Raw genomic sequence first — 26,469 nt, 5'->3', positions numbered from 1 at the left:
GCGGCCGGGTACCCGGCTGCCATGAACCACCACCTGCGAGGACCCGAGCTGCCCGCGCCGCGCGGGCCCCTGTCCGCAGCCGTCACCGCCTTCCTGCGCGACGCGGGCCCGCTGCCCGACGCCGCCGGCGCCGAGGCGGCCGATCCCTACGGCGACGATCTCCAGCTCGCCCTCTACCTGTGCTACGAGCTGCACTACCGCGGTTTCGCGGGCGTCCGCCCGGAGCTGGAGTGGGATCCCGGGCTGCTCGCGCTGCGGGGCGCGCTGGAGAACCGCTTCCTGTCCGCCCTGCGCGCCGACACGCCGGTGCACGACAGCCTCGACGAGGCCCTGGCCGCCCTCCTGGTGGAGCCGGCCGAGGGGACGGGCGTCTCGCACTTCCTGTGCGACGAGGGCGAGCTGTGGCATGTGCGGGAGTACGCCGCGCAGCGTTCCCTGTACCACCTGAAGGAGGCCGACCCGCACGCCTGGGTGCTGCCCCGCCTGTGGGGCCGCGCCAAGGCGGCGATGGCGGCGGTGGAGTTCGACGAGTTCGGCGGCGGCCGGACCGAGCGCGTGCACGCACGGCTCTTCGCCGATCTGATGACGGACCTGGGCCTGGACACCGCGTACGGCCGCCACCTGGACGCGGCCTGCGCCGAGATGCTCACCGTCGTCAACCTGATGTCGCTGTTCGGGCTGCACCGCCGGCTGCGCGGGGCGCTGGTGGGCCACTTCGCGGACGTGGAGATCACCTCCTCCCCCGGTTCCCGCCGGCTGGCCGAGGCGATGCGCCGCACCGGGGCCGGGCCGGCCGCCGAGTTCTTCTACGACGAGCACGTCGAGGCGGACGCGGTGCACGAGCAGGTCGTCCGCCACGACGTGATCGGCGGGCTGCTGGCGGAGGAACCCGAACTGGCGGCCGACATCGCCTTCGGGATCGACGCCACCGAGTTCGTGGAGGAGCGGCTGGCGCGGCGGCTGCTCGGCGAGTGGCGTGCGGGGCGGTCGTCGCTCCGCGTTCCCCTTGCCCGGGAAATGGCCCATACATCCTGATGAAGGGGGTACCCGGGCCGGCGTGACAGCATGGGTACTTCCGGGCGTGTACGCCCCTCAGGACGACACCGCCTTGCTGGCCGAGGCACTGGACGAAGAGGCGCCGGCACCGGGCGCGCGGGTTCTGGACGTGGGCACCGGAAGCGGGGCGCTGGCCCTGGCGGCCGCCCGGCACGGCGCCGACGTGACCGCGGTGGACGTCTCACGGCGGGCGGTGTGGACGGCGCGGCTGAACGCGTGGCTGACCGGCCAGCCGGTGCGGATCCGGCGCGGCAACCTCTTCGGCCCCGTCGCGGACGGATCGTACGACCTCATCCTGGCCAACCCGCCGTACGTGCCGGCGCCCGGCTCCGGGGGCGAGCCGCACGGCAGGTCGCGGGCCTGGGACGCGGGCCACGACGGGCGGCTGCTGCTGGACCGTATCTGCCGGGACGCACCCGGGCTGCTGCGGCCCGGCGGGGTGCTGCTGCTGGTCCACTCGGCGCTCAGCGGCCCGGAGCGGACCCTGGAACTGCTGCGCGCGGCGGATCTCAAGGCCGCCGTCGTCCGGCGCCGCTGGATCGAGTTCGGTCCGGTGCTGCGCTCCCGGGAGGACTGGCTGCGCCGGAGCGGTCTGCTCACGGCCGCCGACGACAAGGAGGAGCTGGTGGTGATCCGTGCCGAACGACCCTGCTGAACAGCCCCGCCGGATCCGGATGCAGCGGCGCGGGCCGCTCCTGATGGAGGGCCCGGTGGAGATCGAGCTGGACGACGGCACCACGGTCTCCTCCGACCGCTTCCGGGTGGCCCTGTGCACCTGCCGGCGCAGTCGCCGCTACCCCTGGTGCGACACGAGTCACCGGCGCAAGGCCTGACGTCCGGTCTTCAGTTGAAACCGGTTGTTTTTCGATACCGGTCGTTTTTCGCCGCTCCCCGGAGAGGCCCCCCACGGGCCTGTTCCGGGGAGCGGCTGTGTGCCCGGGAAATCCGGCGGGGGCCCCACTCCGCCCGTCGGTCCCGGTGCGAGATCGCACGTCCACGCTCCAGGGGCCGCACTCCCCAGTTGCGAGCCTGATCCGGCGGCGCGCGGACCTTGCGATCCCGGTCCTAGAACGCGAAGACGCTGCTGCTCATGGCGTCCCTCACGCAGGAGTTGCCGAAGGTGCGCTCGTACGAGACGCGCTTGCCCTGCCAGACACCCTGGACCGTGACCACGACCGGGTCGTAGAGCTTGGTGCACCGCACGTCGTCGCGGGCCTTCAGGGCCGACAGGTCGCCGCCGGCGGCGCGCAGTTCGGCACAGGCGTCGATCGCCGCCGGGTGGGTGCCGGACGCCGTCGGGGCGCAGTTCAGGGTGACGGCGCGCTCGGGGGTGGCCGCGGCCGCGGTCTCGCCGTGGCCGGTGGTCAGCACCAGCGCCGAGGGGGCGTAGAGCGACGACGGGGCGGCGCCCGGTGCAGCGAGGGCGGCCCCGGTCAGGGGTGCGCAGACGGCGGCCGTGAGGCCGAGGATCGCTGCCCAGCGCGCGGTGTTCCGCATTGTGTGCATCCTTCCGCTCGAATAGACGGGTGCCCTCCGGCCCGGTCGGCGCCGGAGCGGCGAGCGCCACTCTGCCGAGTCCCGCGCCGAAACACACATCCAACCCACGGCTTTCAGTAACATTGCGTGTTGAAGCAGTGGCGTGAAGTCACGGAAACTGAACGCGTCGACCCCATAACTGAGCGGTTCTTGATCGTAGGGGTCGATCGAATGGCCGAAAAACATCCACTTGTTAATCGGCCTGAAACATAACGCCCCAACCCCACGGCGAGCCCTTCACGACCCCTTCACGACTTCTCGCGTTCATGGAGCGTCCAGGGAGCCGGCGTGGTCCCGTCGCTGCGGACGCGTCCCGGTGGGGCCCCGCCGGCCTACCCGCGAGTATCGTCGGCACGCGCTGACGTGCGGCGTGGTGCGAGTGGTGGGAGGGACGGATGGCCAAGCACTGGGCAGACTTCCAGTACGAGATCTACCTGAACGGGATGACGGGTGCCGTGCCCCGGCTGCCCACCGATCTGACCCGGCTCGAGGAGCTCGCCGAACACCGGCTCGGACCGGGCCCGGTGGGCTACGTGGCGGGCAGCGCGGGTGACGGCGGCACCGCCCGCGCCAACCGGGCGGCCCTGGCCCGGCGCCGGATCGTGCCGCGCATGCTGCGCGACGTCCAGGAGCGGGACCTGACGACCGAGGTGCTGGGCCGCACCCTGCCGGCGCCGCTGGCCCTCGCCCCGGTGGGCGTGCTGTCGATCATGCACCCGGACGCCGAGACGGCCGCCGCCCGGGCCGCCGCAGCGCAGGGCGTGCCGTTCGTCCTGTCCTCGGCGTCCAGCACGCCGCTCGAGCGGGTGGCGGAGGCCATGGGGGACGCGGAGCGCTGGTTCCAGCTCTACTGGGGCAAGGACCGCGAGGTGACGCGCAGTTTCCTGGCCCGCGCCCGGGCCACCGGGTTCTCGGTGCTCGTCGTCACCCTGGACACCCCGCTGCTGGCCTGGCGCCCGCGCGACCTGGACCAGGCGTACCTGCCGTTCCTGCACGGGGTGGGCACCGCCAACTACTTCACCGACCCGGCCTTCCAGGCGGGCCTCGCCAAGCCCGTCCACGAGGATCCGAACGCCGCGGTGCTGCACTTCCTCGGCCTGTTCGGGGACGCCGGCCACACCTGGCCCGACCTCGCCTTCCTGCGCGAGCACTGGGACGGGCCGATCGTTCTCAAGGGCGTCCTGCACCCGCACGACGCCCGGCTCGCCGCGGACGCCGGGATGGACGGGGTGGTGGTCTCCAACCACGGCGGCCGGCAGGTGGCGGGTTCGATCGCGGCCGCCGACGCGCTGCCGGCGATCGCGGAGGCGGTGGGCGACCGGCTGAGCGTGCTGTTCGACAGCGGGGTGCGCACCGGCGACGACGTCTTCAAGGCGCTCGCCCTGGGCGCGCGGGCGGTGCTGCTCGGCCGGCCGTACGTGTACGGCCTCGGTCTCGACGGGCAGGCGGGCGTCGAGCACGTCGTCCGCTGCGTCCTGGCCGAACTGGATCTCACGCTCGCGCTGTCCGGCCACGCCACGCCCGCGACGGTCTCGCGGGACGACCTCGTCGAGGCGGCGCTCTGACCGGCCGGTGCCGCCGCCGACGGCGGCGGCACCGGCCGTAGTCGCTACGTCCCCGTCCCCGGCAGCACGGCCGGCCGGGCCGGGGCGCGCCCGGCGGACGGCGCCGCCCCGGACCCCGGGGAGCCGCCGCCGGCGACCGACAGGGAGCCCGGGCTCGCGGACGGGGCGTCGGTGCGCCAGCGCTGGGCGGCGGAGCCGTCGCGGACCTTGACGACGACGTCGGCGCCCGCCCCGTCGCCGGCCGGAGCGAGCGCGAGGGTCGGGTCCCAGCGGGGCGGCAACTCGCCCCGCACGGTGAGGTCGTAGCGCACGTCGTCGCCCCTCCGCTCCCCCGCCCCCGCGCACCGGCCGAGGATGACCACGCCCGCGTCGGCGTGCGAGTCCAGGCACAGACGGGGGTCGGCGGCGCTGCGCAGCAGCCCGTCGGCCTCGTACGTCCACTGCTGTGCCGGCGCGGCCGAGCAGGCGGCGAGCACCACGCTCGCGCCCGCCCGCGCCTCGCCCCGCACGTCCAGGCACAGACCGGTCGCGGCGTTGCGCAGCCGGGCGGGCCGGCCGGCCGTGGGGAGGCCCGCGGTGCCGGGCGAGCCGTCGGCCCCGGTCGGGGGCCGGACGCCGGCGCCCGGGGCCGCTTCGGAGGCGACCGGGTCGGTGTGGTCGCCGCCGTCGGGCCAGGCGCTGAGGGCGACGACGGTGGCGAGCAGCGCGGCGGAGGCGACCGCGACCCCCACGAGCAGCGTCCTGGCCGGCCATCCCGACGCGGGCGTCGGGACCGCGCCGAACGGCCCGGACGCCCTGCCGCGTCTGCGGCGTCCGCCGGACGTCCGTGGCGGCGCCCCTTCCAGCGGTCCGCGCCGCCCGCCGCCGCGCCCTCGTCCGGCGGGGCCCTGCGAGGCGCCCCGGGCGGGTCCGGACCGGCCGGGGCGCGACTCCAGATACCGCCGGGCGCCCCAGCCGAGCACCGCCTCGGCCAGCAGTACGCCGAGTCCGCCCTCGATGCGGCCCAGTTGCTCGGCGGCGTGCCGGCAGTAGCGGCAGCCGGTGAGGTGCTGCCGGACGTCCGGCAGCAGGGCGCCGCCGCGGCGGATCGGCGCGTCCAGAAGGCGGTTGTAGTGACGGCAGTCGGAACTCGGCGCGAGTTCCCGGTGGGCCCGCACGCAGCCTTCCCGGAATTTCTCCCGCGCCTGTTCGAGTGCCGCCGCCGCGCTGCCGGGATCCAGGCCGAGCAGGGCCGCGGGTATGTCCAAAGGCTCGGCCTCGACCTCGACGTGCCACAGCAACGCCTGTTCGAGTCGCGGAAGGCTCTGGAAAGAACGTTCGGAGAGGGCGCGGTTTTCCGGTATCAGGGTCTTCGCGTTGCGCATACCGCGGCCCCCGGCGGGTTTTCGCAGGGCCGGCAGTACGGCGGCTATCCGGTCCTCGGCGGACCAGTTCAGGACCGTGTCCCGGACGGCCACCAGCAGGCGGGGCCGGACGGCCTCGGCGGGCTCGCCGAGCGCGAGCCGGGCGAGCGTCCGGTGGAAGGCGGCGCCGGTGACCATGTGGGCGACCGGTCCCTGTGCGGCCAGGCAGACGACGGCGTAGTCGTGTGCGGCATGCCAGTGGCGGGCCATCAGCAGCGCGGTGGACCGGGCGGCCTCCGCGTCGGAACCGGCTCGCAGCGGGACGGCCAGGAACTCGTCGGACTCCCCGGGGTCGCCGCCCGGCGGCGGATAGGGAGGGTGAGGGGGGTGGGGGGTTGGCACTGAGCGGAATCCTTTGATGGGTGTGGTGCGTCGATTGCCGATCGCCGGATACGCGCGGGGAGCGGGAATTCACCGGTTCCGGACCGGCCCGTCCCAACTGCCTTGAGATTGCTGGCGATTACCCCCCGCACCGTGTTTCAACCCTTGCACAACCTCCACACACGGAACAAGGCATTCGCACGACATCGGCGGCCTTCGGGACGAAGCCGGACGGGCGCCGCGGAAACGGTTCTCCGCCGCCCCTTTCCCATTTCCTCGTGCCCCGTGTGAACACCGCGCACGCACCGGCCGGCCACGCACGCTCCCGGGGCGCGCGACCGGGTGGTGGACTGGCCCCGGCCCCTCGGAAGGCCGCGCGGCGGGACGGTCCCGGCTCGGCGAAGCCGAGAGCCGGAGGAAGCCCTCCCCCGCGCAACCGGCCGCCGGCCCCGTCCCACTGCCCACGGCCGGCGGCCCGTTCCGTGCGGGCGCCCCCGGCCGGCGGCCCCGGCGGCTTCCCCCGCCGGCCGGGACCGTCTCAGATCTGCCAGGAACGCAGCCGGTCGGCGGCGCCGTACACGTCCGTCTTGCCGGACATCAGGTCGCGGGCGAGGTCGACGAGGGCGCCGTAGGGCGCGTCGATGCCGGCGCCGCTGACGAACATGTAGGCCACCGCGGTCGCGCAGGCGAAGCGGGCGTTGGCCGACGGCAGCGGCTTGAGCACGGTGAGGGTGTGCAGCAGGGCGGCGGCCCGCCAGGCGGGGTCGGAGGCCACGCCGAGCCGGGGCGGGTCGACGCGGTGCCGGGCGACGGCGGCGACCAGCGCGGAGAAGTCGTCGACCGTGGGCTGGTCCGGCAGGACCTCCTCGTGCCGCTGCAGCAGCCAGGGGACGTCTATGTGGATGACGGGTGGCATCGCTCAGGCGGCCTCGCCGCTGGCCCGGCGTTCGTCGTCGGGGAACGCGGCCGCGAACTCCTCGGCGTGGGCGGTGAAGAAGCTCCGGAACGCCTCCGCGCCCTCCTGCAGCGCCCGGTGGCGGGCGATGTCGGCGGCGGCGGCCTCGCGCACCAGCGCCTTCATCGACGTACCGCGCTCCTTGGCGATCTGGCGCAGGTCCTCCAGTTCGCGGTCAGTGAACTCCACGTTGAGAGCTGGCATGCGCCAACGGTACCGCTCGGGTACTCACCCGTAAATATCGGCAGGTCACAGCTACTTCGTCCCGGTACCTGCCGAACTCCGGGGCCATGGCCGTTCTCCGCCGGTGACACGAGGCCCACGCACACGGTCCACACCCCCAAGCAGTCCGGTGGCCCCCACTCTCGCGCCGCCGCCCCCGGCAGGGCAACACGGCGCGCCCGCCGCCCGGCGCGCGGGAACGGGTCGGCGCACGCACGGCCCAGCCGCCGACACCATCGGACGCGCCGCCCGGGATCCCGCACATATCAGATCGAAACGTGTCTTATTTCATTTATGCACACACCTTCGCGGCGTACCCTGCTCCAAGCCCCGTTCGCTGCGGCCGGCGCGGGACTGCTGGCTGCCTGCACCGACTCCCGCCCCCGCCCCCGTTCCGGCCCAGCGGCCGCGGGGACCGTCCAGGGGGACTTCGTTCCGCCCGGGCCGAAGGGATATGTCGAGCCGTCGGGTCCCGAGGTGCGTGCCGCCGAGCGCAGACGCGGCTCCGGCCCGGTGCGCATGCTCAGGTTCACGGCCGCCGAGCACACCCTTGACCTCGGCGGCCGGCAGGTGCGCACCTGGGCGTACCACGAGCAACTGCCCGGCCCGCTGGTGCGCGTCACCGCAGGCGACGTCCTCAGCCTCACCCTCGCCAACCGGCTGCCGGACACCACCACCCTGCACTCGCACGGCGTGCGCATGCGCTGTGACATGGACGGCGTCCCGGGCCTGACCCAGAACGCCATCGCGCCCGGGACCGACTTCACCTACCGCTTCACGGTCTCGCACCCGGGCACGTTCCTGCTCCACTCCCACGTCGGCATGCAGCCCGACCGCGGCCTGTACGCGCCCTTCATCGTCGACGACCCCCGGGAACCCCTCGCCTACGACAAGGAGTGGGTCATCGTCCTGGACGACTGGCTCGACGGCGTCCAGGGCTCCACGCCCGACCAGGTGCTCCGTCAGCTCATGCCCAAGGGCATGAAGATGGAGGGCATGGCCATGGGCCCCGAGCCGGCCGCGACCCGTTCCGGCGGGACGGCGGCCCCGCACGCCGCGCACTCCCGGGCGTCCGGCGGGCCCAGCCGGGTGCTGCACCACGCGTACAGCGAGATGCTGCACGGGGACGCCGGCAGCGTCGACTACCCCCTCTACCTCGTCAACGGCCGCACCGCCGGCCACCCGTCGGTGTTCCGGTGCCGGCCCGGCGAGCGCGTGCGGCTGCGCATCATCAACGCCGGTTCCGAGACCGCCTTCCGGGTGGCGCTGGACGGGCACCCGATGACCGTCACGCACACCGACGGCTACCCGGTGCGGCACACCGAGACCGACGCACTGCTCGTCGGCATGGCCGAGCGCTACGACGTCCTCGTCACCGCCAAGGACGGCGCGTTCCCGTTCGTCGCCCTGGCCGAGGGCAAGAGGGGCCAGGCCCTCGCCGTCCTGCGCACCGACAAGGGCCGCAACGTGCCCCCTGCGGACGTCCGCCCGGACGGGCTCGACCGCAACCTGGTCCCGGCCCGGCGCCTGCGGCCGGACGACTCCGTCGCCCTGGACGACCGCGACCCCGACCGCGAGATGCGCATCAGGATCACCGGCACGATGGAGAAGTACGACTGGGGCTTCGACCACCGGCCGTACTCCGTCCGTCAGCGCCACCCGGTGCGCGCCGGCGAGCGGGTGCGGCTCACCCTCATCAACGCCACCGACATGTGGCACCCCATGCACCTGCACGGCCACACGTTCGCCGTCGCGGGACTCGACGGCGCGGGCGCGCGCAAGGACACGGCCATCGTGCTGCCGCACCGCAAGCTGGTCGTCGAGTTCGACGCGGACAACCCCGGGCTGTGGATGCTGCACTGCCACAATCAGTACCACTCGGAGAGCGGCATGATGACCATCCTCGGCTACCGCGCCTGACCCGGTGTCCGCGTCCCCGCCCCCGGTCCGCCGCGGACGGGGCCGGGCGTCCGGGCGGCCGGGAAGGCGCCCCGGCCCCGTCCGGCGGACCGACCCGGCCGCCGGGTTCGCCGTCCCCGCGGGAGGTGCGCCACGCACTACGCTGGAATGCGCGTGGTACCACCTGTTCACTGTGAGTGTGCGCTGGGAGCGGCGACGATGAGCCGGGTCTATCCGTTCGACGATGCGGCCACGGCCCGGGCCGTCATCGACGACGACGGAACACTGGTCGAGTGGAACGAGGGCGCGCGGCGCCTGCTCGGCCACCCGCCGGAGTCCGTCGTGGGCCGCCCCGCGGCCGCCCTGCTGGCCGGGGAGGGCATGCCGGCGGCGCCGTTCGGCACGCGCTGGACCGGGACGGTGGAACTGCGCCACCGGGACGGCCGTACCGTCCCCGTGTGGCTGCTCGCCCACCGCCGGCCGCCCGACGACGGCCACGGCGCCGACTGGCTGGTCGTCTCCCCGCTGACCGACGCCGGGCCGCACGCCCTGGACGACGACACCCTGGCCGGGGCGAGCCTCCTCCAGTCGCCCTGCGCGGTCGCGCTCTACGACGACCAGCTCCGCCTGCGGCGCATGAACGAGGCCATGGCCGGCTTCATCGGGCTGCCCGAGGAGCGCGTGAAGGGTCTGCGGATCACGGAGCTGGGCGGACAGGCCCCGGCGGAGGACGTGGAGCGCGGCATGCTCCAGGTGCTGTCCAGCGGCCTGCCGCTGGACATGGAGAACACCGGCGACATCGGCGGGGACGACCGGGTCACGGCCTGGCTCACCCGGATGGCCCCGATCACCGACGCCCGGGGCCGGGTGGTCGGCGTGTGCCTGGCCGCGCACGACGTCACCGACAACCACCTGGCCCGCCGGCGGCTGCAGGTGGTCAACGAGGCCGGCGCGCGGATCGGCACCACGCTGGACATCACGCGTACGGCCCAGGAGCTGGCGGACGTGTGCGTACCCGTGCTCGCCGACTTCGTGACCATCGACCTGCTGGACCCGCAGGAGTACGACGGCGAGCCCCCCGCGCGCGTCACGGCGCCCCTGCGGCTGCGCCGCACCGCCCACCAGTCCGTGCTCGGCGGTGCGCCGGAGGCGGTGGTCCGGCCGGGGCGGGCGGAGCTGTACCCGGACTTCTCCCCGCAGGCCGACGCGCTGACCGCGGGCCGCACGATCATCGCCTCCGAGGCCGCCGGTGACATGGCCAGGTGGCACAGCTGGCACACCGCCCGCGACCAGGTCGTCAGGAGGTTCGGCATCCACTCGACGATGTCGGTGCCGATCCGGGCGCGCGGCCTGACCCTCGGGGTCGCGGTCCTCACCCGGCACCGGCGGCCGGACTCCTTCACCGCCGACGACGTGCTGCTGGCCGAGGAGATCACCGCCCGGGCCGCCGTCTGCATCGACAACGCGCGGCGCTACTCCCGCGAGCGGGAGACCGCCCTCGCCCTGCAGCGCAGCCTGCTGCCCCGCACGATGCCCCGCACGGCCGCCCTGCAGGCCCGCTCGCGGTATCTGCCGGCGGCCCGGGCCGGGGTGGGCGGCGACTGGTTCGACGTCATCCCGCTGTCGGGGATGCGGGTCGCGATGGTCGTCGGTGACGTCGTCGGGCACGGTATCCAGGCCTCGGCCACCATGGGCCGGCTGCGCACCGCCGTCGGCACCCTCGCCGACCTCGACCTGGCCCCCGACGAACTGCTCACCCACCTCGACGACCTGGTGATCCGGCTGGCGGAGCAGTACAGCGGCGACGACAGCCCCGGCGAGGTGGGCGCCACCTGCCTCTACGCCGTGTACGACCCGGTGTCCAGGCGCTGCACGCTGGCCCGCGCGGGGCACCCGCAGCCGCTGGTGCTGCGGCCGGGCGGCGAGCCGCACGAGCTGGACCTGCCCTCCGGCCCCCCGCTCGGACTGGGCGGGCTGCCGTTCGAGTCCGCGGAGGTCGAGCTGCCCGAGGGCACCGTGCTCGCCCTGTACACCGACGGTCTGGTGAAGTCCCGCAAGCGGGATCTGGACGTCGGCAGGGGGCTGCTCGTGGAGGCGCTGAAGGCGTACGCGGGCTCCCTTGACGAGACCTGCGACCTGGTCCTGCAGACCCTGCTGCCGCCGGGCGAGGCCACCGACGACGTGGCCCTGCTGCTGGCCCGTACCCGGGGGCTGCCCGCCTCCCAGGTGTCGACCTGGGACATCCCCGCCGACCCGGCGCTGGTCGCGCCGATCCGCAAGCAGGTGCTGGATCAGCTCGACCTGTGGTCGCTGAGCGAGGTCGCGTTCACCGCGGAGCTGGTGGTGAGCGAACTGGTCACCAACGCCATCCGGTACGGCGCGCGGCCGATCAGGCTGCGGCTGATCCATGACGAGGCCACGCTGATCGTCGAGGTGTCCGATGCCAGCCACACCGCGCCGCACCTCAGGCGCGCCAAGACCTTCGACGAGGGCGGCCGCGGGCTGCTGCTGGTCGCCCAGCTCACCCAGCGGTGGGGCAGCAGGCACACGCCGGAGGGCAAGACCATCTGGGCGGAACTGGCGCTGACCGAGGTTCAGTAGACCCGCAGCCAGGGCCGTACCCGCTTGCGGGCCTCGTGCAGGCGGGACTTGAACGTGCCGAGCGGGATGCCGGCGCGCTCGGCGGCCTCCGCGTAGTCGAGCCGGCAGACGTCCCGGTACACCAGGGGCGCGACCAGGTGCGGGTGCTCGCGCTCCAGCCGGTCGAGGGCCTCCAGCAGGTCCACCCGGGAGCCGGCGATGACGCTGGTGGTGCGCGGGTCGACGTGTTCGGCGGGCTCGATGACGGCGGGCCGCTCGGCCGCCCGCCGCTTCAGCTCGCGGTACTTCTGCCGGCAGCAGTTGGCGACGACGGTGTGGAGCCAGGTGCTGAAGCGGCTGCGGCCCTCGAAGCCGGAGATGTGCCGGGCCACCTGGAGCAGCACGTCCTGCGCCGCCTCCTCGGCGTCCTCCCGGCAGGGCAGGAACCGTCCGCAGCGGCGCACCACCTCGGGCCGCAGCCCGGTCAGCAGCCGGTCCAGCGCCTCCCGGTCGCCGGCGGCGGCGCTCCGGGCAAGGTCTTCGGCCGTCGCCTCGTCCGGCACGTCGGGCCCCCTGGAAGTCGATCTCAGGGCAGGCATGATAGTCGTATGCACTCCTTGGAGCGGATCGGCCGCTACCGCCTCCAACGGCGCCTGGGCACCGGCGCCTTCGCCACGGTGTGGCTCGCCCACGACGACGAGCTCGACGCCCCGGTGGCGGTGAAGGTCCTCGCCGAGAACTGGGCGCACCGGCTCGACGTCCGCGAACGCTTCCTGTCCGAGGCGCGGCTGCTGCGCCGGGCCGGTTCCAGCCGGGTGGTGCAGGTCTACGACATGGGCGAACTCCCCGACGGCAGACCATACTTCGTCATGGAGTACGCCGACGGCGGCACGCTCGCCGATCTGCTGACGGCCGGTCCGCTGCCGGTGCCGCGGGCGCTCGCGCTGACCGCGCTGGCCGCGCGCGGCGCCGCCGCGCTGCACGAGGCCGGCATCGTGCACCGCGACATCAAGCCGACCAACGTGCTGCTGCACACCGCCCCGGACGGCGAACGAAGGGTGCTGCTGGCCGACCTGGGGCTGGCCAAGAGCCTGGCGCAGGCCTCGGTGCTCACCCTGGCGGCCGGCTCGGCGGGCTACCAGCCGCCGGAGCAGGCCGAGCCGGGCGCGGGCATCGACGCCCGCGCCGACGTGTACAGCCTGGGCGCGGTCGGCTACGAGCTGGTCACCGGCGCCGTGCCGGGACCGCCCGGGAAGGTCGTGCCGCCCGGCCGGCTGCGGCCGGACCTGGGCGCGGACGCCGAGCGGGCCCTGCTGCGCGCCCTCGAACCGGACCGGGAGCGGCGCTGGCCCGGGGCGCTGGCGTTCGCGGACGAGCTGGACCGGCTCGCGGCGCCCGCCCGCGGCGGGGTGGGCGGGCGACTCGACGGCGTCCGGCGGCGGCTCGGCGCCGGGACGCTGGTACTGGCCGCGGTGGTGGCCGCCGTGGCGGCCGCGGTCGCCGTGACACTGGCGCTGCACCGCTCCGGCTCCGGCGGCCGGACCGAGGTGCGGGACGCCACCGGCCGGATCTCGGTCGAGGTGCCGGCGGGCTGGGCCGGCGAGCTGCGCGACTCCGGCTGGGACCCGCGCGTCCTCGGGCTGCCTGCCGGGCACCAGCCGGGTCTGGTGGTCGCCGGCGACCTGTCCCGCTGGGCCGACCTGAGGGCGGGCGTCGACGGGGTGTTCGCCGGGCTCGGCGGGCACGGCGACGTCACCGCCCGGGTGAACGCCCTCACCCACCCGGGCTGTCACTACGACGGCTCCCGGAGCTTCGCGAGCGACCGGTGGCGTGGCCGCGTCCGGGCCTGGAGCGACTGCCCGGACGGCGGCTCGGTCACCGAGTCGGCCCTGGTGCCTGCGGGGGGCTCCGCGGGGCCCCAGGTGTACGTACAGGTCCGCCGGCGGGATGGCGCCGACGGCACCGACGGGGTACTCCGCTCACTGCGGGTCACCTGAACACGTTCCGCGCGCGGCGGTGCGGGGAAGGGATTTCCGGGCGAGGCGAACTTTTCCGGCGCCCCGCGCATCGGAGTGTGGTGACGGCGCACCCGGCGCCGGAGGCACGCGCCCGACGCGTGCCGTGAAGATCCAGGAGTGAGCGACATGGCGTACTCATCCCGGTCCCCGCGGCGCGGGGCCCTGCTCGCGGGCGCGGTCGCCGTGCTGGGCCTGCTGACCGCCTGCGGCAGCCAGGACGGCTCCGCGCCCCAGAAGGTGTCGGGCACGGCGGGTCCGGCCACCGAGGCCGGCGGCAGCCCGGCCACCACCGTCTCCTCCCCCGCCGCCTCCACCCCCGGCGGCACGGCCTCGTCCGCCGCCCCGAAGACGGGCACGGCGTCCGGCGGCGCCGGCAGCGGCACGAAGACCGGCACCGGCGCGGACAGCGGCGGGAAGACCGCCGCCACCAGCACCCGGTGCCACACCTCGGAGCTGCGGGCCGCCGTCGGCCGCAACAACCCGGGCGCCGGCCAGGAGAACTACCCCCTCGTGCTCACCAACAAGTCCGGCCGGACCTGCACCCTGCGCGGCTATCCGGGCGCGGCCTTCGTGAACGCCTCCGGCGCGCAGCTCGGCCCCGACCCCAAGCGCTCCTCCGGTTCCCCGGCGACCGTCACGCTCAAGCCCGGGCAGAGCGCCTGGGCCGGCCTGACCTTCTCCAACCCGGAGATCAGCGAGGCGAAGACGGCCAGGCCGGCCGGCCTGCTGATCACCCCGCCGGACGAGCGGGACCACCTGCAGGTGGCGTGGACGGCCGGGGAGGTCCCGGTCGGCGGTAACTCCTCCTCCGTGTTCCTGACCGTCTTCAGTCCCGGCACCGGCGCCTGACCGGCTTCCGCCGGCATGCCGGTTTCCGCCGTCCTGCCTTGACGGCGGAAACCGCCGTGCCGGTCCGGGACGGATTCCCGGGCGCGGCGGGCACCAGGTCGGCGTGGTGCGCGCGCCGGCGTTTGCTTTCATGGGCGGGCACCACCTGAGACCCGATCCGGAAGGACCCGCCCTGAACACCCCGCTCGCCGAGGCCCTGTCGGCCGTGCTGCTCGTCGCCGTGCTGGCCTGGGCCGTCGTACGTCCCTTCGGATGGCCGGAGGCCGCGCTGGCCGTGCCCGCCGCCGGTCTCGTGATCGCGACCGGCGCGATCCCGCTGGAGCACGCCCGGGCGGAGGCGGAGCGGCTCGGGCCCGTGGTCGGCTTCCTGGCGGCGGTGCTGGTGCTCGCCCACTTCTGCGACGTGGAGGGGCTGTTCCAGGCGTGCGGCGCGTGGATGGCGCGCTGGGCGGAGGGCCGGCCGGTGCGGCTGCTGACGGCGGTGTTCGCACTGGCGTCGGCGATCACGGCGGTGCTCAGCCTGGACGCCACCATCGTGCTGCTGACGCCGGTCGTCTTCGCCACCGCCGCACGCACCGGCGTACGGCCCAAACCGCATGTGTACGCGTGCACCCACCTGTCCAACACGGCGTCGCTGCTGCTGCCCGTGTCCAACCTGACGAACCTGCTCGCGTTCGCGGCGAGCGGGCTGAGCTTCACCCGGTTCGCGGCCCTGATGGCGCTGCCCTGGCTGGTGGCGATCGGCGCCGAGTACCTGGTGTTCCGGCGGTTCTTCGCCCGGGACCTGACGGCCGCGGCCCCGGTGCCCGGGGAGGCCGCCGAGGCGCCGCCGCTGCCGTTGTTCGCGCTGGTGACCGTGGGCTGCACGCTGGCGGGCTTCGTGGTGGCGTCGGCGTTCGGCGTGGACCCGGCGTGGGTGGCCGCGGCGGGCGCCCTGGTGCTGGCCGGGCGGGCGCTGCTGCGGCGCAGGGCGACGCCCCTGGCCGTGGTGCGGGCGGCGGCCCCGGCGTTCCTGGCGTTCGTGCTGGCGCTGGGCGTCGTGGTGCGCGCCGTCGTCGACAACGGGCTCGCGGACGTGCTCGGGCGGGTGCTGCCCGGCGGCACCGGGCTCGCCGCGCTGCTGGGGACCGCGGCGCTGGCCGCGGTGCTGGCCAACCTCATCAACAACCTGCCGGCCGTGCTGGTGCTGCTGCCGCTCGCCGCTCCGGCCGGTTCCGGCGCGGTGCTCGCGGTGCTGCTCGGGGTGAACATCGGCCCCAACCTGACGTACGCCGGGTCGCTGGCCACCCTGCTGTGGCGGCGGATCGTGCACCAGCACGAGCACGGCGTGGACCTCGGGGAGTTCACCCGGCTGGGTCTGATCGCCGTGCCCTGTTCGCTGGCGGTGTCCGTGGTGGCACTGTGGGGGGCGCTGCAGATTCTCTGAGGGATTGTGTGAGCCGAGGGAGGCCGGCCGGATGCGCGTGATCGCCTGGCTCGTCGAGGGCACCTGGCCCGCCTGTGTGGACGCCGTACGCACCCATGCCCCGCCGGACGCCGAGGTGGTGCTGCTGCACGTCTCCGGCCCGGACGTGCCCGGGGTGGCGCACGGCGCGTTCGCGGGGCTTCTGGGCCGCGGCCATCCCGAACGGGACCCGGGCGGGCTGCTGGAGACGCTGGAGGGCACTTCCACCGCCGGGATCCTGGACGCGGCGGCGGAGCGGCTGGGGCGGCCGAGCGTCCGCGCGGTACGGGCCGGGCGGGTCGAGCGGGAGGTGGTGGCCGCCGCGGAGGGCGCCGATCTGCTGGTGCTGGCGCGGGACGGCGACCGCTCGCGGCTCGGGCCCCGCAGTCTGGGCCCGGCCGTCCGGTTCGCCGTCGACCACGCGCCCTGCCCGGTGCTGCTGGTCTGGCCGGAGCCGGCCCCGGGGCTGGCGACGATCCCGCCCCCGCCGCCGCATCACCACCACTGAGCCGGCGGCGGATCAGTGGTGGTGGCGTCCGCCGCCTCCGCCGTATCCGCCGCCGCCCCAGGAGCAGTGATCGGGGTGGACCGAGCAGTAGTCGGGGCTGGGCGTGTCCGTCGGCGGTGAGGTGGACGGGTCCGCCGTCGGGGTGGGCGTGGGCGACGGGGACGGGGGCTCGGCGGCCCTGGGCGCGACGGTGGCCGACGGGGCCGGCGCGGGAGTGCTCCCGATGTCCCAGTTGACGATCTGCATCTCCAGGTCGGGGGTCGCGGTGTCGACGCTCCAGCGCTGGACCGAGGCCGCGGTCCGCGTCTTGAGCACGAGGGCGCCGGATCCGTCGGTGGCGGCCGGGACCAGTGCCAGGTCCTGGTCCGAGCGGGGCACGAGCGCGCCCTGGAGGGTGAAGTCGTAGCGGATGTCCTTGGCGGACTTCGCGGTGGCCGAGCAGGGGGCCAGCCGGACCGAGTAGCCGAGGTGGGAGTCCAGGCACAGGTCCGGCGCGGAGGCGTTGCGCAGCAGCCCGTCGGTCTCGTAGCGCCACTGCTGGGCGGGGCTGGCGGAGCAGGTGGCGAGTTCGGTCTCGGCGCCCTTGACGGCCCTGCCGCCGGCGACGTCCACGCAGAGGCCGGAGGCGAGGTTGCGCAGCCGGCCGCGCAGTGCCCCCTGGGTGGTCCCGCTCGAACCGGCCCAGGACGGGCCCGCGTCGGGGCTGCCCTTGCCCGGTGTCCGGGAGGGGGTGGCGCCGGGCGCGGGGGCCGGGTCGTCGCCCGGGCTCAGCACGGACCACAGGACGAGTGGCAGTACGACCAGACCGCTGACCGCGGCGGCGGCGAGGGCGAGGTCACGGCGGCGGGCGCGGCGGGCGGCCCGGTGCGCGGACCGGCGGGAGGGCCCGGGCCGGGGCGGGCCGGCCGGGTCGGCGGGCGCGGCCCGGCGGGATGCCTCGGCGGCGCGGGACGGGGCGGCGACGCGGGACGGCGTGGGGGCTCGGGACGGCGTGGGGGCGAAGGCCTCGCCTCCGGGCGGCGCGGCGGCCGGTGCGGGTGCGGGGGCGGCGGCCGCTTCGGGGAGGGTGGCGCGGGCCTCCAGGTAGGCGCGGGCGCCCCAGCCGAGGACGGCCTCGGCGAGGGCCAGGCCGAGCCCCGCGTTGAACTGGGCGAGCTGGTCGGCGGTCTGCCGGCAGTGCCGGCAGCCGTCGAGGTGCCGCCGCAGATCGGGGTCGACGTCGACGCCGCCGCGCCGGAAGGTGACGTCCAGCATGCGCAGGTATCGCCGGCACTCGGTCTCGGGCGCGAGTTCGCGGTGCGCCTGGAGGCATTCCTCGCGCAGGCGTTCGCGGGCGCGGCCGAGTTCGACGCGGGTCTCGTCCTCGTCCTGGCCCAGCAACGCGGCCGGTACAGCCAGGGGTTCGGCCTCGACCTCGATGTGCCACAGCACGGCGCGGGCGGACTGGGGGAGCCGCTGGAAGGCCCGGGAGAGCAGCCGCCGGCCGGGGGGCGGGAGCAGTCGGGCGGAGGCGCGTTCACCGGTGGCGGGGTTGGTGCGCAGGGCGGGGTGCAGCAGTTCCTGCCGGCCGTCGCCGTCCCATTCGGCGGCTATCCGGCGGACGGTGACCAGCAGATGGGGCCGCCAGGCGGCGGACGGGCCGGACTGCCTGATGGACTCGCCGAACAGCCGGGTGAAGGCGGCGGTGGTGAGCATGCCCGCGGCCCGGGGCCCGTCGGTGCACAGCCGGGCGTAGGCGAAGGCGGCTTCCCAGTGCCGGTCCAGGAGTTCACCGACCGGGTGCAGCGCGGGTGACGTTCCCGTCCACTTCCTCAGTTCGGCGCTCAGCCGCTCGTCCGGGACATCGAACCGGCGGCCGGTCGGCGCGGAATCCGACCTGCCTGCGTCGTTCACCGCTGCATTCCTCCAGACGCGACACGGAAATTAGTCCATACCAATCGGATGGACGGGATTCGGCATCTCGAACGCCGCCGTGGCAGCTCTTTTGAAGCGTGGGGGGCGTACGGAGCGGCCTGGCGCATACAGCGGAAAATGTAGATTTCTGCGCGCCGACAGCGCACACTTTTACACAGTCGGACACCGGGTAACAAGAGATCTCCCGGTTCCCGGCATGGGAATTCGGGCGGCCGCCCTTTTGACAAATTGTCAAGAAAGCCTTTACGCCGCATTACCGCCGTTCACCCCCGCCGGCCGGGCGGCCGGCGGGGGCTCAGCGCCGGTCCGCACGGCACGGGCGCGCCCCGCGCGGACCGATGCCGTGCGGTCAGTGGCCGCTGATCGCGCGCGGTGTGTAGGGCTGCTCGAGTTCCTCCATCTCCTTCTCGCTCAGCTCGAGTTCGACGGACGCCACCGCGTCCTCGATGTGCCCCGGCCGGGCGGCGCCGACGATCGGCGCGGCCACCGTGTCCCGGTGCAGCAGCCAGGCCAGCGCCACCTGGGCGCGCGGCACGCCCCGGTCCCCGGCGATCCGGGTCACCGCCTCGACGATGGAGCGGTCGCTCTCCAGGTACAGGCGGCTGCCGAAGGCGTCGCCCGCGCTGCGCTCGGTGACCGTGCCCCAGTCACGGGTGAGCCGGCCGCGAGCGAGCGGGCTCCACGGCAGCGTGCTCACGCGCTGGTCGGCGCAGAGCGGGAGCATCTCCCGCTCCTCCTCGCGGTAGAGCAGGTTGTAGTGGTTCTGCATGGACACGAACCGCGTCCAGCCGCCCAGGTCGGCGGCGTGCTGGGCCTTGGCGAACTCCCAGGCGTACATCGAACTCGCCCCGATGTACCGGGCCTTGCCCGCCTTGACCACGTCGTGCAGCGCCTCCATCGTCTCCTCGATCGGAGTGCTGTGGTCGTAGCGGTGGATCTGGTAGAGGTCCACGTAGTCGGTGCCGAGACGGCGCAGGCTGTGGTCGATCTCGGTCAGGATGGCCTTGCGGGACAGTCCGGCGCCGTTGGGGCCCGGCCGGGTCCGGCCGTGCACCTTGGTCGCCAGCACGATCTCGTCGCGGTCGGCGAAGTCGCGCAGCGCCTTGCCGACGATCTCCTCGCTGGTGCCGTCGGAGTAGACGTTGGCGGTGTCGAAGAAGTTGACGCCCGCCTCCAGCGCCTGCCGGATCAGCGGACGGGACGCCTCCTCGTCGAGCGTCCACTCGTGCGTTCCGCGGTCGGGCAGGCCGTAGGTCATGCAGCCCAGACAGATCCGCGACACGTCCAGGCCGGTCGAACCGAGCTTCACGTACTGCATCGTTGCTGCTCCTGCCTTCAGGGGCGATGGTCACTCAGGAGCGTACGTCCGGCTCCCGGACCCGACTTGACCACGGCCGCGGGCGGACGGTTGGATTTCCGGACGTGCCACGCCGGTCCGGAGCGGGGGCGGGACCGGGACACGACGGAGCGGACGTGCTGACGAAGGGAGCCTCCCGGAAGGGAGGCCGGGGGACGACGGCCGGCGCCGCCGTGCTCGCCGTGGCCCTCGCCGTGACCGCGCCGGCCGGCTGCGGCCCGGACGGCCCGGTCAGGACCGCGAAGCCCCAGACGTACCGCCTGCCGCCGCGGCACGCCGGCTTCGACTACCAGATCGGCGGCGCCTATCCCCCGGCCCGCGGGGTCCGCGTCGTCAGCCGCGACCGGTCCGACTCCCCCGTGCCCGGCCTGTACAACATCTGCTACGTCAACGCCTTCCAGGCCCAGCCGCAGGAACGTTCCGACTGGCCCGCCGACCTGCTGCTGCGCGACGGCGGCGGCAGGCTCGTCGTCGACGAGGACTGGGACGAGCCGCTGCTGGACATCGGCACCCCCGCCAAGCGGAGCCGGGTGGCGGCGCGGGTGAACCGGTGGATCGACGGCTGCGCGAAGAAGGGCTTCGACGCCGTGGAGCCCGACAACTACGACAGCTACACCCGCTCGAAGCACCTGCTCACCGCCGCCGACGCCATCGCGTTCACTCGCCTGCTCACCGGGCACGCGCACGCCCGCGAACTGGCCGTCGGGCAGAAGAACACCGCGGAACTGGCCGCCCGGCGCAAGGCGGCGGGACTGGACTTCGCGGTCACCGAGGAGTGCGGGCAGTACGACGAGTGCGAGGTGTACGCCAAGGCGTTCGACGACCTCGTGGTGGACATCGAGTACACCGACCGGGGCCTGCGCAAGGCCCTGGCCCGCTGGGGCGGCCGGCTGAGCATCGTCCGCCGCGACCTGGACGTCTCCACGCCGGACGCGCCGGATTACGTCCGCGAGGTGCGCTGAGGGGGCCGACCGGCCCTCCCGCCGTGCCGCCTGCCGGTGACCGGCCCGGCGTGGCGCGGTCCGACAGTCGTACCGTCAGCTCATCCTCGGCCCAGACGACCGGCAGCCGGCCGGTCCGGCCGCCCGGAGGACACCAGGTGCCGACACGTCCCACCATCCTGAAAAGCCTGGCGGGGGCGGCGCTGCTGCCCCTCGCCCTGGTGACCCCCGCCTGGGGGCAGCCCACCCCCGCGCGGTCCGCGCCGTCCGCGCCGTCCCGGGCGGGCGAGGAGCCGCCGTCCACCCTGTGCGCTCCCGCCGGTACCCTGCGCGGCGCCCACGGCCAGCTGGCCGTCGTCAGCGTCTGCCTGGGCAGCGGCACCCCGCAGCTCACGGTCTCCGCCCCGGCGAGCTGCCGGCGCGCCGGCGTCCGGGTGCGCTACACCTGCCGGACCGAGGGCACCTGGACGGCGCACCGCGCCGGCCGGACGCTCGCCACCGGGACGCTGCCGGACGCCCAGGAGTACCCGGGCCCCGGTACGTACGACGTCACCGCCGACGTGCGGGTGCGGTCGGCGCCCGCGGGTGTCGACCTGCGGGGCACCGTCGAGGCGACGCTCACCGTGACCGCGCCCAAGGCGAAGCCCACGCACGCCGTCACCGTCGACCGGACCACGCTGCGGCGCAACGCGACCACCACGCTGACCTACACGGTCCGCCGGGACGGCGACGAGGGCGACGGCAGCGCCCGGCTCGGGCTGATCGGCGAGGCCGCCACCGGTGTGCGCATCGCCACGGACGACGCCCGCTGCGTCAACCCGCTGGTCGGCCGGTACCCCTCGAACACCCGGCTGCGGCACTCCCTGGACTGCGCGCTGACCACGCTGCAGCCCGGCCACCCGGAGAAGGTGAAGGTCCGCGTCACCGTCGGACCCGACTGCTCCACCGTGGTCTCCAAGCTGGGCTACTGGGTGCCTCGGGGCCAGTCCCTGTACACCGGCGCGATGCTCGCCGGACCGGCGCTGACCTGCGTCTAGGGTCCGGCGCGAAGGCCCCGTCGTCCACCCGGAGCGGGCGGGCCGGGCGGGCCGGCCGGACCGGGCGGGCTCCCGCGGCAGGCCCCGGCCGGCTACCGGGGGGCCGGGGGCCGCTCCACCAGGTCCAGGGCGCTCTCCCAGGCGAACCCGGGCCGTCCGCCGTCCTCCCCGGGCGGGCCCGCGTACGGCTCGCCGAAGCGGACGCCCATCCCGCGCAGCCGGACCAGGCTCTCCCGGTACGCGGGGTGGGCGGCCAGCGCGTCCGCCACGCAGGGCAGGACGGCGATCGGCACGCCGAGCCCCGCCGCCTCGCAGAGCGTGCCGACGGCGAGCGTGTCGGCGAGCCCGGCCGCCCACTTGTTGACGGTGTTGAAGGTGGCGGGCGCCACCACCACGGCGTCCGGCGGCGGGAACGGGCGCGGATCGGCCGGGGAGCGCCAGGCCGACCGGATGGGACGGCCCGTCAGCTCCTCGACGGCCGCCGTGTCGAAGAAGCCGCCCATCGCGACCGGGGTCGCCATGACCCCGACCTCCCAGCCCCGGTCACGGGCCGCGGCGATCAGCCGGGGTACTCCGGCGGCGATCCCGGCCGCGCAGACGATGACGTAGAGGAAGGGCCTGCCGGCCTGTGAGGTCATCGCACGACCCTACTGAAAGCGCACGACCCGACCGAACCGGCGAGGGCGGCCGCCTGCCCGGGGCCGCCCCGGCTCCCTCAGCCCGCCGGTTCGGTCACCCTGATCGCGCTCACCGGGCAGGCGCGGGCCGCCTCCCGGACCATCGGGTCGCCCCCGCCGTCCTCCCGGCCGGGGAGCAGCGTGCTGTAGCCGTCGTCGTCCTGGGTGAACACGGCCGGCGCGGCCAGCGCGCACTGGCCGGCGCCGATGCAGCGGTCCTTGTCGATGTCGATGTGCATGACCAGAGCCTCTTACCAGGTCACGGGGAGTTCCAGCATCCCCTGGATCGTGTCGCCGGGTTTGAACGGGATCTCCTCGGGGGGCGCGGCCAGCCGGAGCCCGGGGAACCGCCGCAGGAGGGAGCCGAGGGCGATCTCCAGTTCGGCGCGGGCCAGGTTCTGCCCCAGGCACTGGTGGATGCCGAAGCCGAAGGCCACGTGGTGGCGGGTGGAGCGGTGGAAGTCCAGGGTGTCGGGATCGGCGAACACGGACGCGTCGCGGTTGATCACCGAGGTGGCGAAGAGGACGCCCTCACCGGCCCGGATCGTGGTGCCGGCGACCTCGATGTCCTCCAGGGCCAGTCGGATCAGCCCGTCCGCGATCGAGAGCATCCGCATCAGCTCCTCCACGGCGGCGGGCAGCAGCGCCGGGTCGGCGCGCAGTTCGGCCAGTCGGCCGGGGTGCCGCAGCAGGGTGTAGGTGCCGAGGGAGATCATGTTGGCGGTCGTCTCGTGGCCGGCCACCAGCAGGATGACGGCCAGCGCCACCACGTCCCGGCGGTCCAGCTCGCCGGTGCGCAGCCGCTGGTGGACGAGGTCGTCCAGGACGCCCTCGCCGCGCCCGGCCTGGCGCTCCTTGTCGTCGATCAGCCCGCCGAGGTACTCCTCGAGCCGCTCGCGGGCCCCTTGCGAGTCGGCGGCCGTGGGGCCGCGCAGCAGCTTGCGGGACTGCTCCTCGAAGAACTCGTGGTCGGCGTACGGCACGCCGAGCAGACCGCAGATGACCATGGAGGGCACGGGCAGGGCGAAGGCGGAGACCAGCTCGGCCGGCGGGCCCTTCTCGACCATGGCGTCCAGCAGCCCGTCCACGGTCCGCTGGATGGTCGGGCGCAGCCCGGCCGCGCGCTTGAGGGTGAACGACGGGATCATCATCCGCCGCTGGGTCTGGTGTTCGGGGTCGTCGACGCCGAGCAGCGCCACCCGGCGGTCCCGGACGGCCGCGAAACGGGCCGTGGGCACGGGGAAGCCGGGGCGGGTGCGGTCGGTGGACAGCCGGGGGTCGGCGAGCAGCGCGCGGGCGGCGGCGTGGCCGGTGACCATCCAGACCTCGCGGCCGTCGAAGAGGGTGACGCGGGACAGGCTCCGCCCGTCGCGCAGCGGTTCGTATCCGGTCGGCGGGTGGTAGGGGCAGGTGCGGTCCTGGGGGAAGGCGACGGGGTCGGCCGGGGTCCCCGGGCCGGTGATGTCCGTCAGTTCCGTCATGGGCAGACCTCGCAGACGATGAGACGCGTCGTGCCGATCTTCATTAGATGCCCGAGGCACCTATGAGGCGACGGCAAGTTCGGCCAGATCGGCGTACGTCGCGATGTGGCCGAAGACCGGGCCGGCCGGGGACGGGAACGCGCCGAAATTCGCTTGCCGGTGCGGGCGCGGCGGCCCCAGGATCGGCCCATGCCTCTTACAGACTCCCTCCTGCCGACGCCCGCTGCCACCGTCCTCGCGGTGCCGGGCCGACAGCAGCCCGGCCGTCCGGGAGGGCCCGATCCCGCGCGCCCATGACGGGCGCGCTGCTCGCGGGCTTGCTCGCGGGGTACGGGATCGCCGTGCCCGTGGGCGCGGTCGGGACCTACCTGGTCTCCCTCACCGCCCGCACCTCGCTGCGCACCGGCGCCTCGGCGGCGCTCGGCGTCGCCACGGCCGACGGACTGTACGCGCTGCTCGCCACGCTGGGCGGCGCCGCGCTCGCGGCCGGGCTGCGGCCGGTGCTGGACCCGCTGCGCTGGGCCTCGGCCCTGGTCCTCGCGGCACTCGCGGTACGCACCGCGCTGCTCGCCCTGCGGCAGTACCGCGCCCGGCGGCCGGCCACCCGCCCCGAGCGGCCGGTTCCCGGCGCGGCACGGGCGTATCTCGGCCTTCTCGGGATCACCCTGCTCAATCCCATGACGGTCGTCTACTTCGCGGCGCTGGTGCTCGGCAGCGGCGCCGCGCAGGCCGGACGGCCGCTGGAGCGGGTGGCGTTCGTGGCGGCGGCCTTCGCCGCGTCGGCGAGCTGGCAGCTCGTGCTGGCCGGCGGAGGCGCCCTGCTGGGCCGCTCGCTGACCGGTCACCGGGGCCGGCTGACGACGGCGCTGCTGTCCAGCGCCGTGATCCTGGTGCTGGCGGTACGGATGACCGCGTAGCCGGACCGGTTCACCCGCGCGGATGACGGGGCACGCGGTACGGATGATCCGGACGGCCGCAGGCGTTGTGGCCGTCCGGAGCACCAACCGCCGGACCGACGAAGGAGACGGATCCATGCCACTTGAGGGCGAGTACGAGCCCAGCCCGACGCAGTGGGTGCGCGAGCAGGTCGAGCTGTACGAGAGTTCCGGGGGCACCAAGGGCACCACGCTGCGGGACACCGGGCTGCCGGTCATCGTATTGACCACCCGGGGCGCGCGCAGCGGAAAGATCCGCAAGACGCCGCTGATGCGGGTCGAGCACGAGGGGCGGTACGCGGCGGTCGCCTCGCTGGGCGGCGCGCCCAAGCATCCGGTCTGGTACTTCAACGTGAAGTCGGATCCGCACGTCGAGCTGCAGGACGGGGCGGAGAAGCGGGACATGCGGGCCCGGGAGGTCACCGGCGCGGAGAAGGACGAGTGGTGGGAGCGTGCGGTGGCCGCGTTCCCGCCGTACGCCGACTACCAGAGCAAGACGTCCCGCGAGATCCCGGTGTTCGTGCTGGAGCCGGTCGACGGGGACTGACGGGGGCGCCCGCCGCCCTGAGCCGGGTTCCGGCCGGGGCGGCGGGCGCCGTCGGGAGATTCGCCGGACCGGCGGGCATGAACCCGTCCGGGGCCGGGCACCCGTGCGTCAGGCCCCGCCGCGCTCCCCCGTCGCGGCGGGGCCGCTTCGCGCCTCCCGCGCCGGCCGGTCGGTCACGTCGAGGTAGATGTGGTCGGCGGCCGGAACCGTGCTGGAGATCGACCGCTTGATGCGCACGGAGACCTCCTCCACCCGCTCGCTGTCCAGGCCCGGCACCAGGTCGATGCGGGCGGCCACCAGGGTGGAGTCGAGGCCCATCTTCATCGTGAGCAGCGACTCCACGCTGTCGATCTCCGGCTGGGCCTCCAGCAGCGAGCGGATCCTGCCGCTCAGCTCCGGGTCGGCGGCCTCGCCGATGAGCTGGTCCCGGGCGTCCCGGCCCAGCCGGTAGGCGACGTACACCAGCAGCGCGCCGATGGCGATGGACGCGGAGGCCTCCCAGACGACCTGGCCGGTCACCATGTGCAGGGCCATGCCGATGAGGGCGAGGGTCACACCGAGGACCGCCGTGCCGTCCTCGGCGACCACCGTGCGCAGCGCCGGGTCGCGCAGCGCGTCGCGGCCGCCGCCCTGCCGGCGCACCTGGTGCAGGGCCCGCATCAGCGAGGCGCCCTCGGCGACCAGCGCCACGCCGAGCACGATCAGACCGGCGACGTAGCCGCTGAACTTCTCCTCCGTGCCGCTGCGCAGCGCCTCGAAGCCCTGGAAGAAGGAGAAGCAGCCGCCCATCACGAAGATGCCGACCGCCGCCAGGAGGGACCAGAAGAACCGCTCCTTGCCGTAGCCGAAGGGGTGCCGCCGGTCGGCGGGACGGCTGCTGCGCCGCAACGCGGCCAGCAGGAAGACTTCGTTGAGGCTGTCGGCGACGGAGTGCGCCGCCTCCGACAGCAGCGCGGGCGAGCCCGCCAGCACCCCGCCGACGGCCTTGGCCACGGCGATCACCAGGTTCGCGGCCAGCGCGACCAGCACGGTGACCTTGGTGTGATGGTCACCGCCCGAATCGCCTTTGTGCCGGGTGCCCTTCTCACCGTTCGAGTCCTCGGCCGTCCGTGCGGCCGTCTGCTGCTCAGAGGATGTCCCACTCACCTGGTGCCGACTGCCCCCGCTCCGCCGGATCACACCGTGCCGAAGGGCGAAAAAGGGGAACGCGTGGTGGCGGGAACA

Annotated in this window: 25 protein-coding genes; 14 read left to right on the top strand and 11 right to left on the bottom strand. The window is 74.6% G+C overall.

The features are described from left to right. The first annotated feature begins 21 nt into the window (after positions 1–21). From ACFYU0_RS17125 to ACFYU0_RS17115, 3 genes are read left to right on the top strand one after another with little or no spacing between them, the layout of a single operon-like run. Positions 22–1,035: an iron-containing redox enzyme family protein gene (locus ACFYU0_RS17125; RefSeq protein WP_351672573.1), complete on the top strand. Its 1,014-nt coding sequence runs from the start codon at positions 22–24 to the stop codon at positions 1,033–1,035. A 22-nt stretch (positions 1,036–1,057) separates the two neighbouring features. Further along, positions 1,058–1,711: a HemK2/MTQ2 family protein methyltransferase gene (locus ACFYU0_RS17120; protein ID WP_351672571.1), complete on the top strand. Its 654-nt coding sequence runs from the start codon at positions 1,058–1,060 to the stop codon at positions 1,709–1,711. After that, positions 1,692–1,889, top strand: coding sequence for a CDGSH iron-sulfur domain-containing protein (locus ACFYU0_RS17115; protein WP_351672569.1), 198 nt, complete (start codon positions 1,692–1,694; stop codon positions 1,887–1,889). Before ACFYU0_RS17120 ends, ACFYU0_RS17115 begins: the two co-directional genes overlap by 20 nt. 232 nt (positions 1,890–2,121) lie before the next feature. Here ACFYU0_RS17115 and ACFYU0_RS17110 read toward each other — a convergent pair whose 3' ends face one another. Beyond that, positions 2,122–2,553, bottom strand: a complete 432-nt coding sequence (locus ACFYU0_RS17110) for a protease inhibitor (RefSeq protein ID WP_351672567.1) — start codon at positions 2,551–2,553, stop codon at positions 2,122–2,124. Between the two features lie 434 nt (positions 2,554–2,987). On the opposite strand from ACFYU0_RS17110, the gene ACFYU0_RS17105 reads away from it, so the two are divergent. Next, positions 2,988–4,157, top strand: coding sequence for a lactate 2-monooxygenase (locus tag ACFYU0_RS17105; protein ID WP_389301782.1), 1,170 nt, complete (start codon positions 2,988–2,990; stop codon positions 4,155–4,157). Positions 4,158–4,201: 44 nt separating this feature from the next. On the opposite strand, the gene ACFYU0_RS17100 is transcribed toward ACFYU0_RS17105, so the two are convergent. The 3 genes from ACFYU0_RS17100 to ACFYU0_RS17090 all read right to left on the bottom strand — a co-directional run bounded on the left by ACFYU0_RS17100 (position 4,202) and on the right by ACFYU0_RS17090 (position 7,040). Next, a complete protein-coding gene (locus tag ACFYU0_RS17100; protein ID WP_389301780.1) occupies positions 4,202–5,902 on the bottom strand; it encodes an RICIN domain-containing protein in 1,701 nt (566 codons plus the stop codon). Between the two features lie 517 nt (positions 5,903–6,419). Beyond that, positions 6,420–6,797: a toxin Doc gene (locus tag ACFYU0_RS17095; RefSeq protein ID WP_389301777.1), complete on the bottom strand. Its 378-nt coding sequence runs from the start codon at positions 6,795–6,797 to the stop codon at positions 6,420–6,422. 3 nt (positions 6,798–6,800) lie between these two features. Continuing rightward, complete coding sequence (locus ACFYU0_RS17090) at positions 6,801–7,040, bottom strand: hypothetical protein (protein ID WP_389301774.1); 240 nt, start codon at positions 7,038–7,040, stop codon at positions 6,801–6,803. A gap of 312 nt (positions 7,041–7,352) precedes the next feature. Between ACFYU0_RS17090 and ACFYU0_RS17085 the strand changes: the two genes are divergently transcribed. Together ACFYU0_RS17085 and ACFYU0_RS17080 are read left to right on the top strand one after the other, a co-directional pair. Beyond that, positions 7,353–8,978 (top strand): multicopper oxidase family protein, encoded by a 1,626-nt coding sequence (locus tag ACFYU0_RS17085; RefSeq protein ID WP_351671400.1) that lies wholly within the window; start codon positions 7,353–7,355, stop codon positions 8,976–8,978. Between the two features lie 198 nt (positions 8,979–9,176). Beyond that, a complete protein-coding gene (locus tag ACFYU0_RS17080) occupies positions 9,177–11,558 on the top strand; it encodes a SpoIIE family protein phosphatase (protein WP_389301772.1) in 2,382 nt (793 codons plus the stop codon). Here ACFYU0_RS17080 and ACFYU0_RS17075 read toward each other — a convergent pair. Continuing rightward, positions 11,552–12,136 carry an RNA polymerase sigma factor gene (locus ACFYU0_RS17075; protein WP_351671394.1) on the bottom strand — a complete coding sequence of 195 codons (585 nt, stop codon included), beginning with the start codon at positions 12,134–12,136 and terminating at the stop codon, positions 11,552–11,554. The two genes, ACFYU0_RS17080 and ACFYU0_RS17075, sit on opposite strands and share 7 nt — an antisense overlap. Positions 12,137–12,145: 9 nt before the next feature. On the opposite strand from ACFYU0_RS17075, the gene ACFYU0_RS17070 reads away from it, so the two are divergent. The 4 genes from ACFYU0_RS17070 (at position 12,146) to ACFYU0_RS17055 (ending at position 16,356) form a co-directional block, all read left to right on the top strand. Beyond that, a complete protein-coding gene (locus tag ACFYU0_RS17070; protein WP_389301768.1) occupies positions 12,146–13,534 on the top strand; it encodes a serine/threonine-protein kinase in 1,389 nt (462 codons plus the stop codon). Positions 13,535–13,681: 147 nt separating this feature from the next. Next, complete coding sequence (locus ACFYU0_RS17065; RefSeq protein WP_389301767.1) at positions 13,682–14,404, top strand: DUF4232 domain-containing protein; 723 nt, start codon at positions 13,682–13,684, stop codon at positions 14,402–14,404. A 130-nt stretch (positions 14,405–14,534) separates the two neighbouring features. Beyond that, positions 14,535–15,830 carry an arsenic transporter gene (locus tag ACFYU0_RS17060; protein WP_389301765.1) on the top strand — a complete coding sequence of 432 codons (1,296 nt, stop codon included), beginning with the start codon at positions 14,535–14,537 and terminating at the stop codon, positions 15,828–15,830. 31 nt (positions 15,831–15,861) lie between these two features. Beyond that, positions 15,862–16,356 carry a universal stress protein gene (locus tag ACFYU0_RS17055; protein WP_351671385.1) on the top strand — a complete coding sequence of 165 codons (495 nt, stop codon included), beginning with the start codon at positions 15,862–15,864 and terminating at the stop codon, positions 16,354–16,356. Between the two features lie 12 nt (positions 16,357–16,368). On the opposite strand, the gene ACFYU0_RS17050 is transcribed toward ACFYU0_RS17055, so the two are convergent. Then, positions 16,369–18,249 carry a ricin-type beta-trefoil lectin domain protein gene (locus tag ACFYU0_RS17050; RefSeq protein ID WP_389301762.1) on the bottom strand — a complete coding sequence of 627 codons (1,881 nt, stop codon included), beginning with the start codon at positions 18,247–18,249 and terminating at the stop codon, positions 16,369–16,371. Positions 18,250–18,619: 370 nt separating this feature from the next. Continuing rightward, complete coding sequence (locus ACFYU0_RS17045; RefSeq protein WP_389301759.1) at positions 18,620–19,588, bottom strand: aldo/keto reductase; 969 nt, start codon at positions 19,586–19,588, stop codon at positions 18,620–18,622. Between the two features lie 158 nt (positions 19,589–19,746). Here ACFYU0_RS17045 and ACFYU0_RS17040 point away from each other — a divergent pair, with 158 nt between their 5' ends. Continuing rightward, positions 19,747–20,589, top strand: a complete 843-nt coding sequence (locus ACFYU0_RS17040; RefSeq protein WP_389301935.1) for an endo alpha-1,4 polygalactosaminidase — start codon at positions 19,747–19,749, stop codon at positions 20,587–20,589. Positions 20,590–20,726: 137 nt separating this feature from the next. Then, positions 20,727–21,605, top strand: a complete 879-nt coding sequence (locus ACFYU0_RS17035) for a hypothetical protein (RefSeq protein ID WP_389301757.1) — start codon at positions 20,727–20,729, stop codon at positions 21,603–21,605. A gap of 92 nt (positions 21,606–21,697) precedes the next feature. On the opposite strand, the gene ACFYU0_RS17030 is transcribed toward ACFYU0_RS17035, so the two are convergent. From ACFYU0_RS17030 to ACFYU0_RS17020, 3 genes are all read right to left on the bottom strand, one after another. Further along, positions 21,698–22,243, bottom strand: a complete 546-nt coding sequence (locus ACFYU0_RS17030) for a flavoprotein (protein ID WP_389301754.1) — start codon at positions 22,241–22,243, stop codon at positions 21,698–21,700. A 77-nt stretch (positions 22,244–22,320) separates the two neighbouring features. Then, positions 22,321–22,521: a ferredoxin gene (locus tag ACFYU0_RS17025; protein WP_351671370.1), complete on the bottom strand. Its 201-nt coding sequence runs from the start codon at positions 22,519–22,521 to the stop codon at positions 22,321–22,323. A gap of 12 nt (positions 22,522–22,533) precedes the next feature. Next, a complete protein-coding gene (locus ACFYU0_RS17020) occupies positions 22,534–23,763 on the bottom strand; it encodes a cytochrome P450 (protein ID WP_389301750.1) in 1,230 nt (409 codons plus the stop codon). Between the two features lie 293 nt (positions 23,764–24,056). On the opposite strand from ACFYU0_RS17020, the gene ACFYU0_RS17015 reads away from it, so the two are divergent. Both ACFYU0_RS17015 and ACFYU0_RS17010 read left to right on the top strand, forming a co-directional pair. Next, the gene (locus tag ACFYU0_RS17015) at positions 24,057–24,680 is read left to right on the top strand and encodes a LysE family transporter (protein WP_389301748.1); all 624 of its coding nucleotides are present in this window, start codon (positions 24,057–24,059) and stop codon (positions 24,678–24,680) included. Between the two features lie 115 nt (positions 24,681–24,795). After that, a complete protein-coding gene (locus ACFYU0_RS17010; RefSeq protein ID WP_389301745.1) occupies positions 24,796–25,245 on the top strand; it encodes a nitroreductase family deazaflavin-dependent oxidoreductase in 450 nt (149 codons plus the stop codon). A 108-nt stretch (positions 25,246–25,353) separates the two neighbouring features. Here the strand turns inward: ACFYU0_RS17010 and ACFYU0_RS17005 are convergent, their stop codons facing one another. Next, complete coding sequence (locus ACFYU0_RS17005) at positions 25,354–26,391, bottom strand: cation diffusion facilitator family transporter (RefSeq protein ID WP_351671359.1); 1,038 nt, start codon at positions 26,389–26,391, stop codon at positions 25,354–25,356. Positions 26,392–26,469 lie beyond the last annotated feature (78 nt).

Source organism: Streptomyces sp. NPDC003720 (assembly GCF_042875075.1).
In the GTDB taxonomy this organism is placed as follows: domain Bacteria; phylum Actinomycetota; class Actinomycetes; order Streptomycetales; family Streptomycetaceae; genus Streptomyces.
Note: the sequence above shows the minus strand (reverse complement) of the source record. Positions and strands in the feature narration are given on the sequence as shown.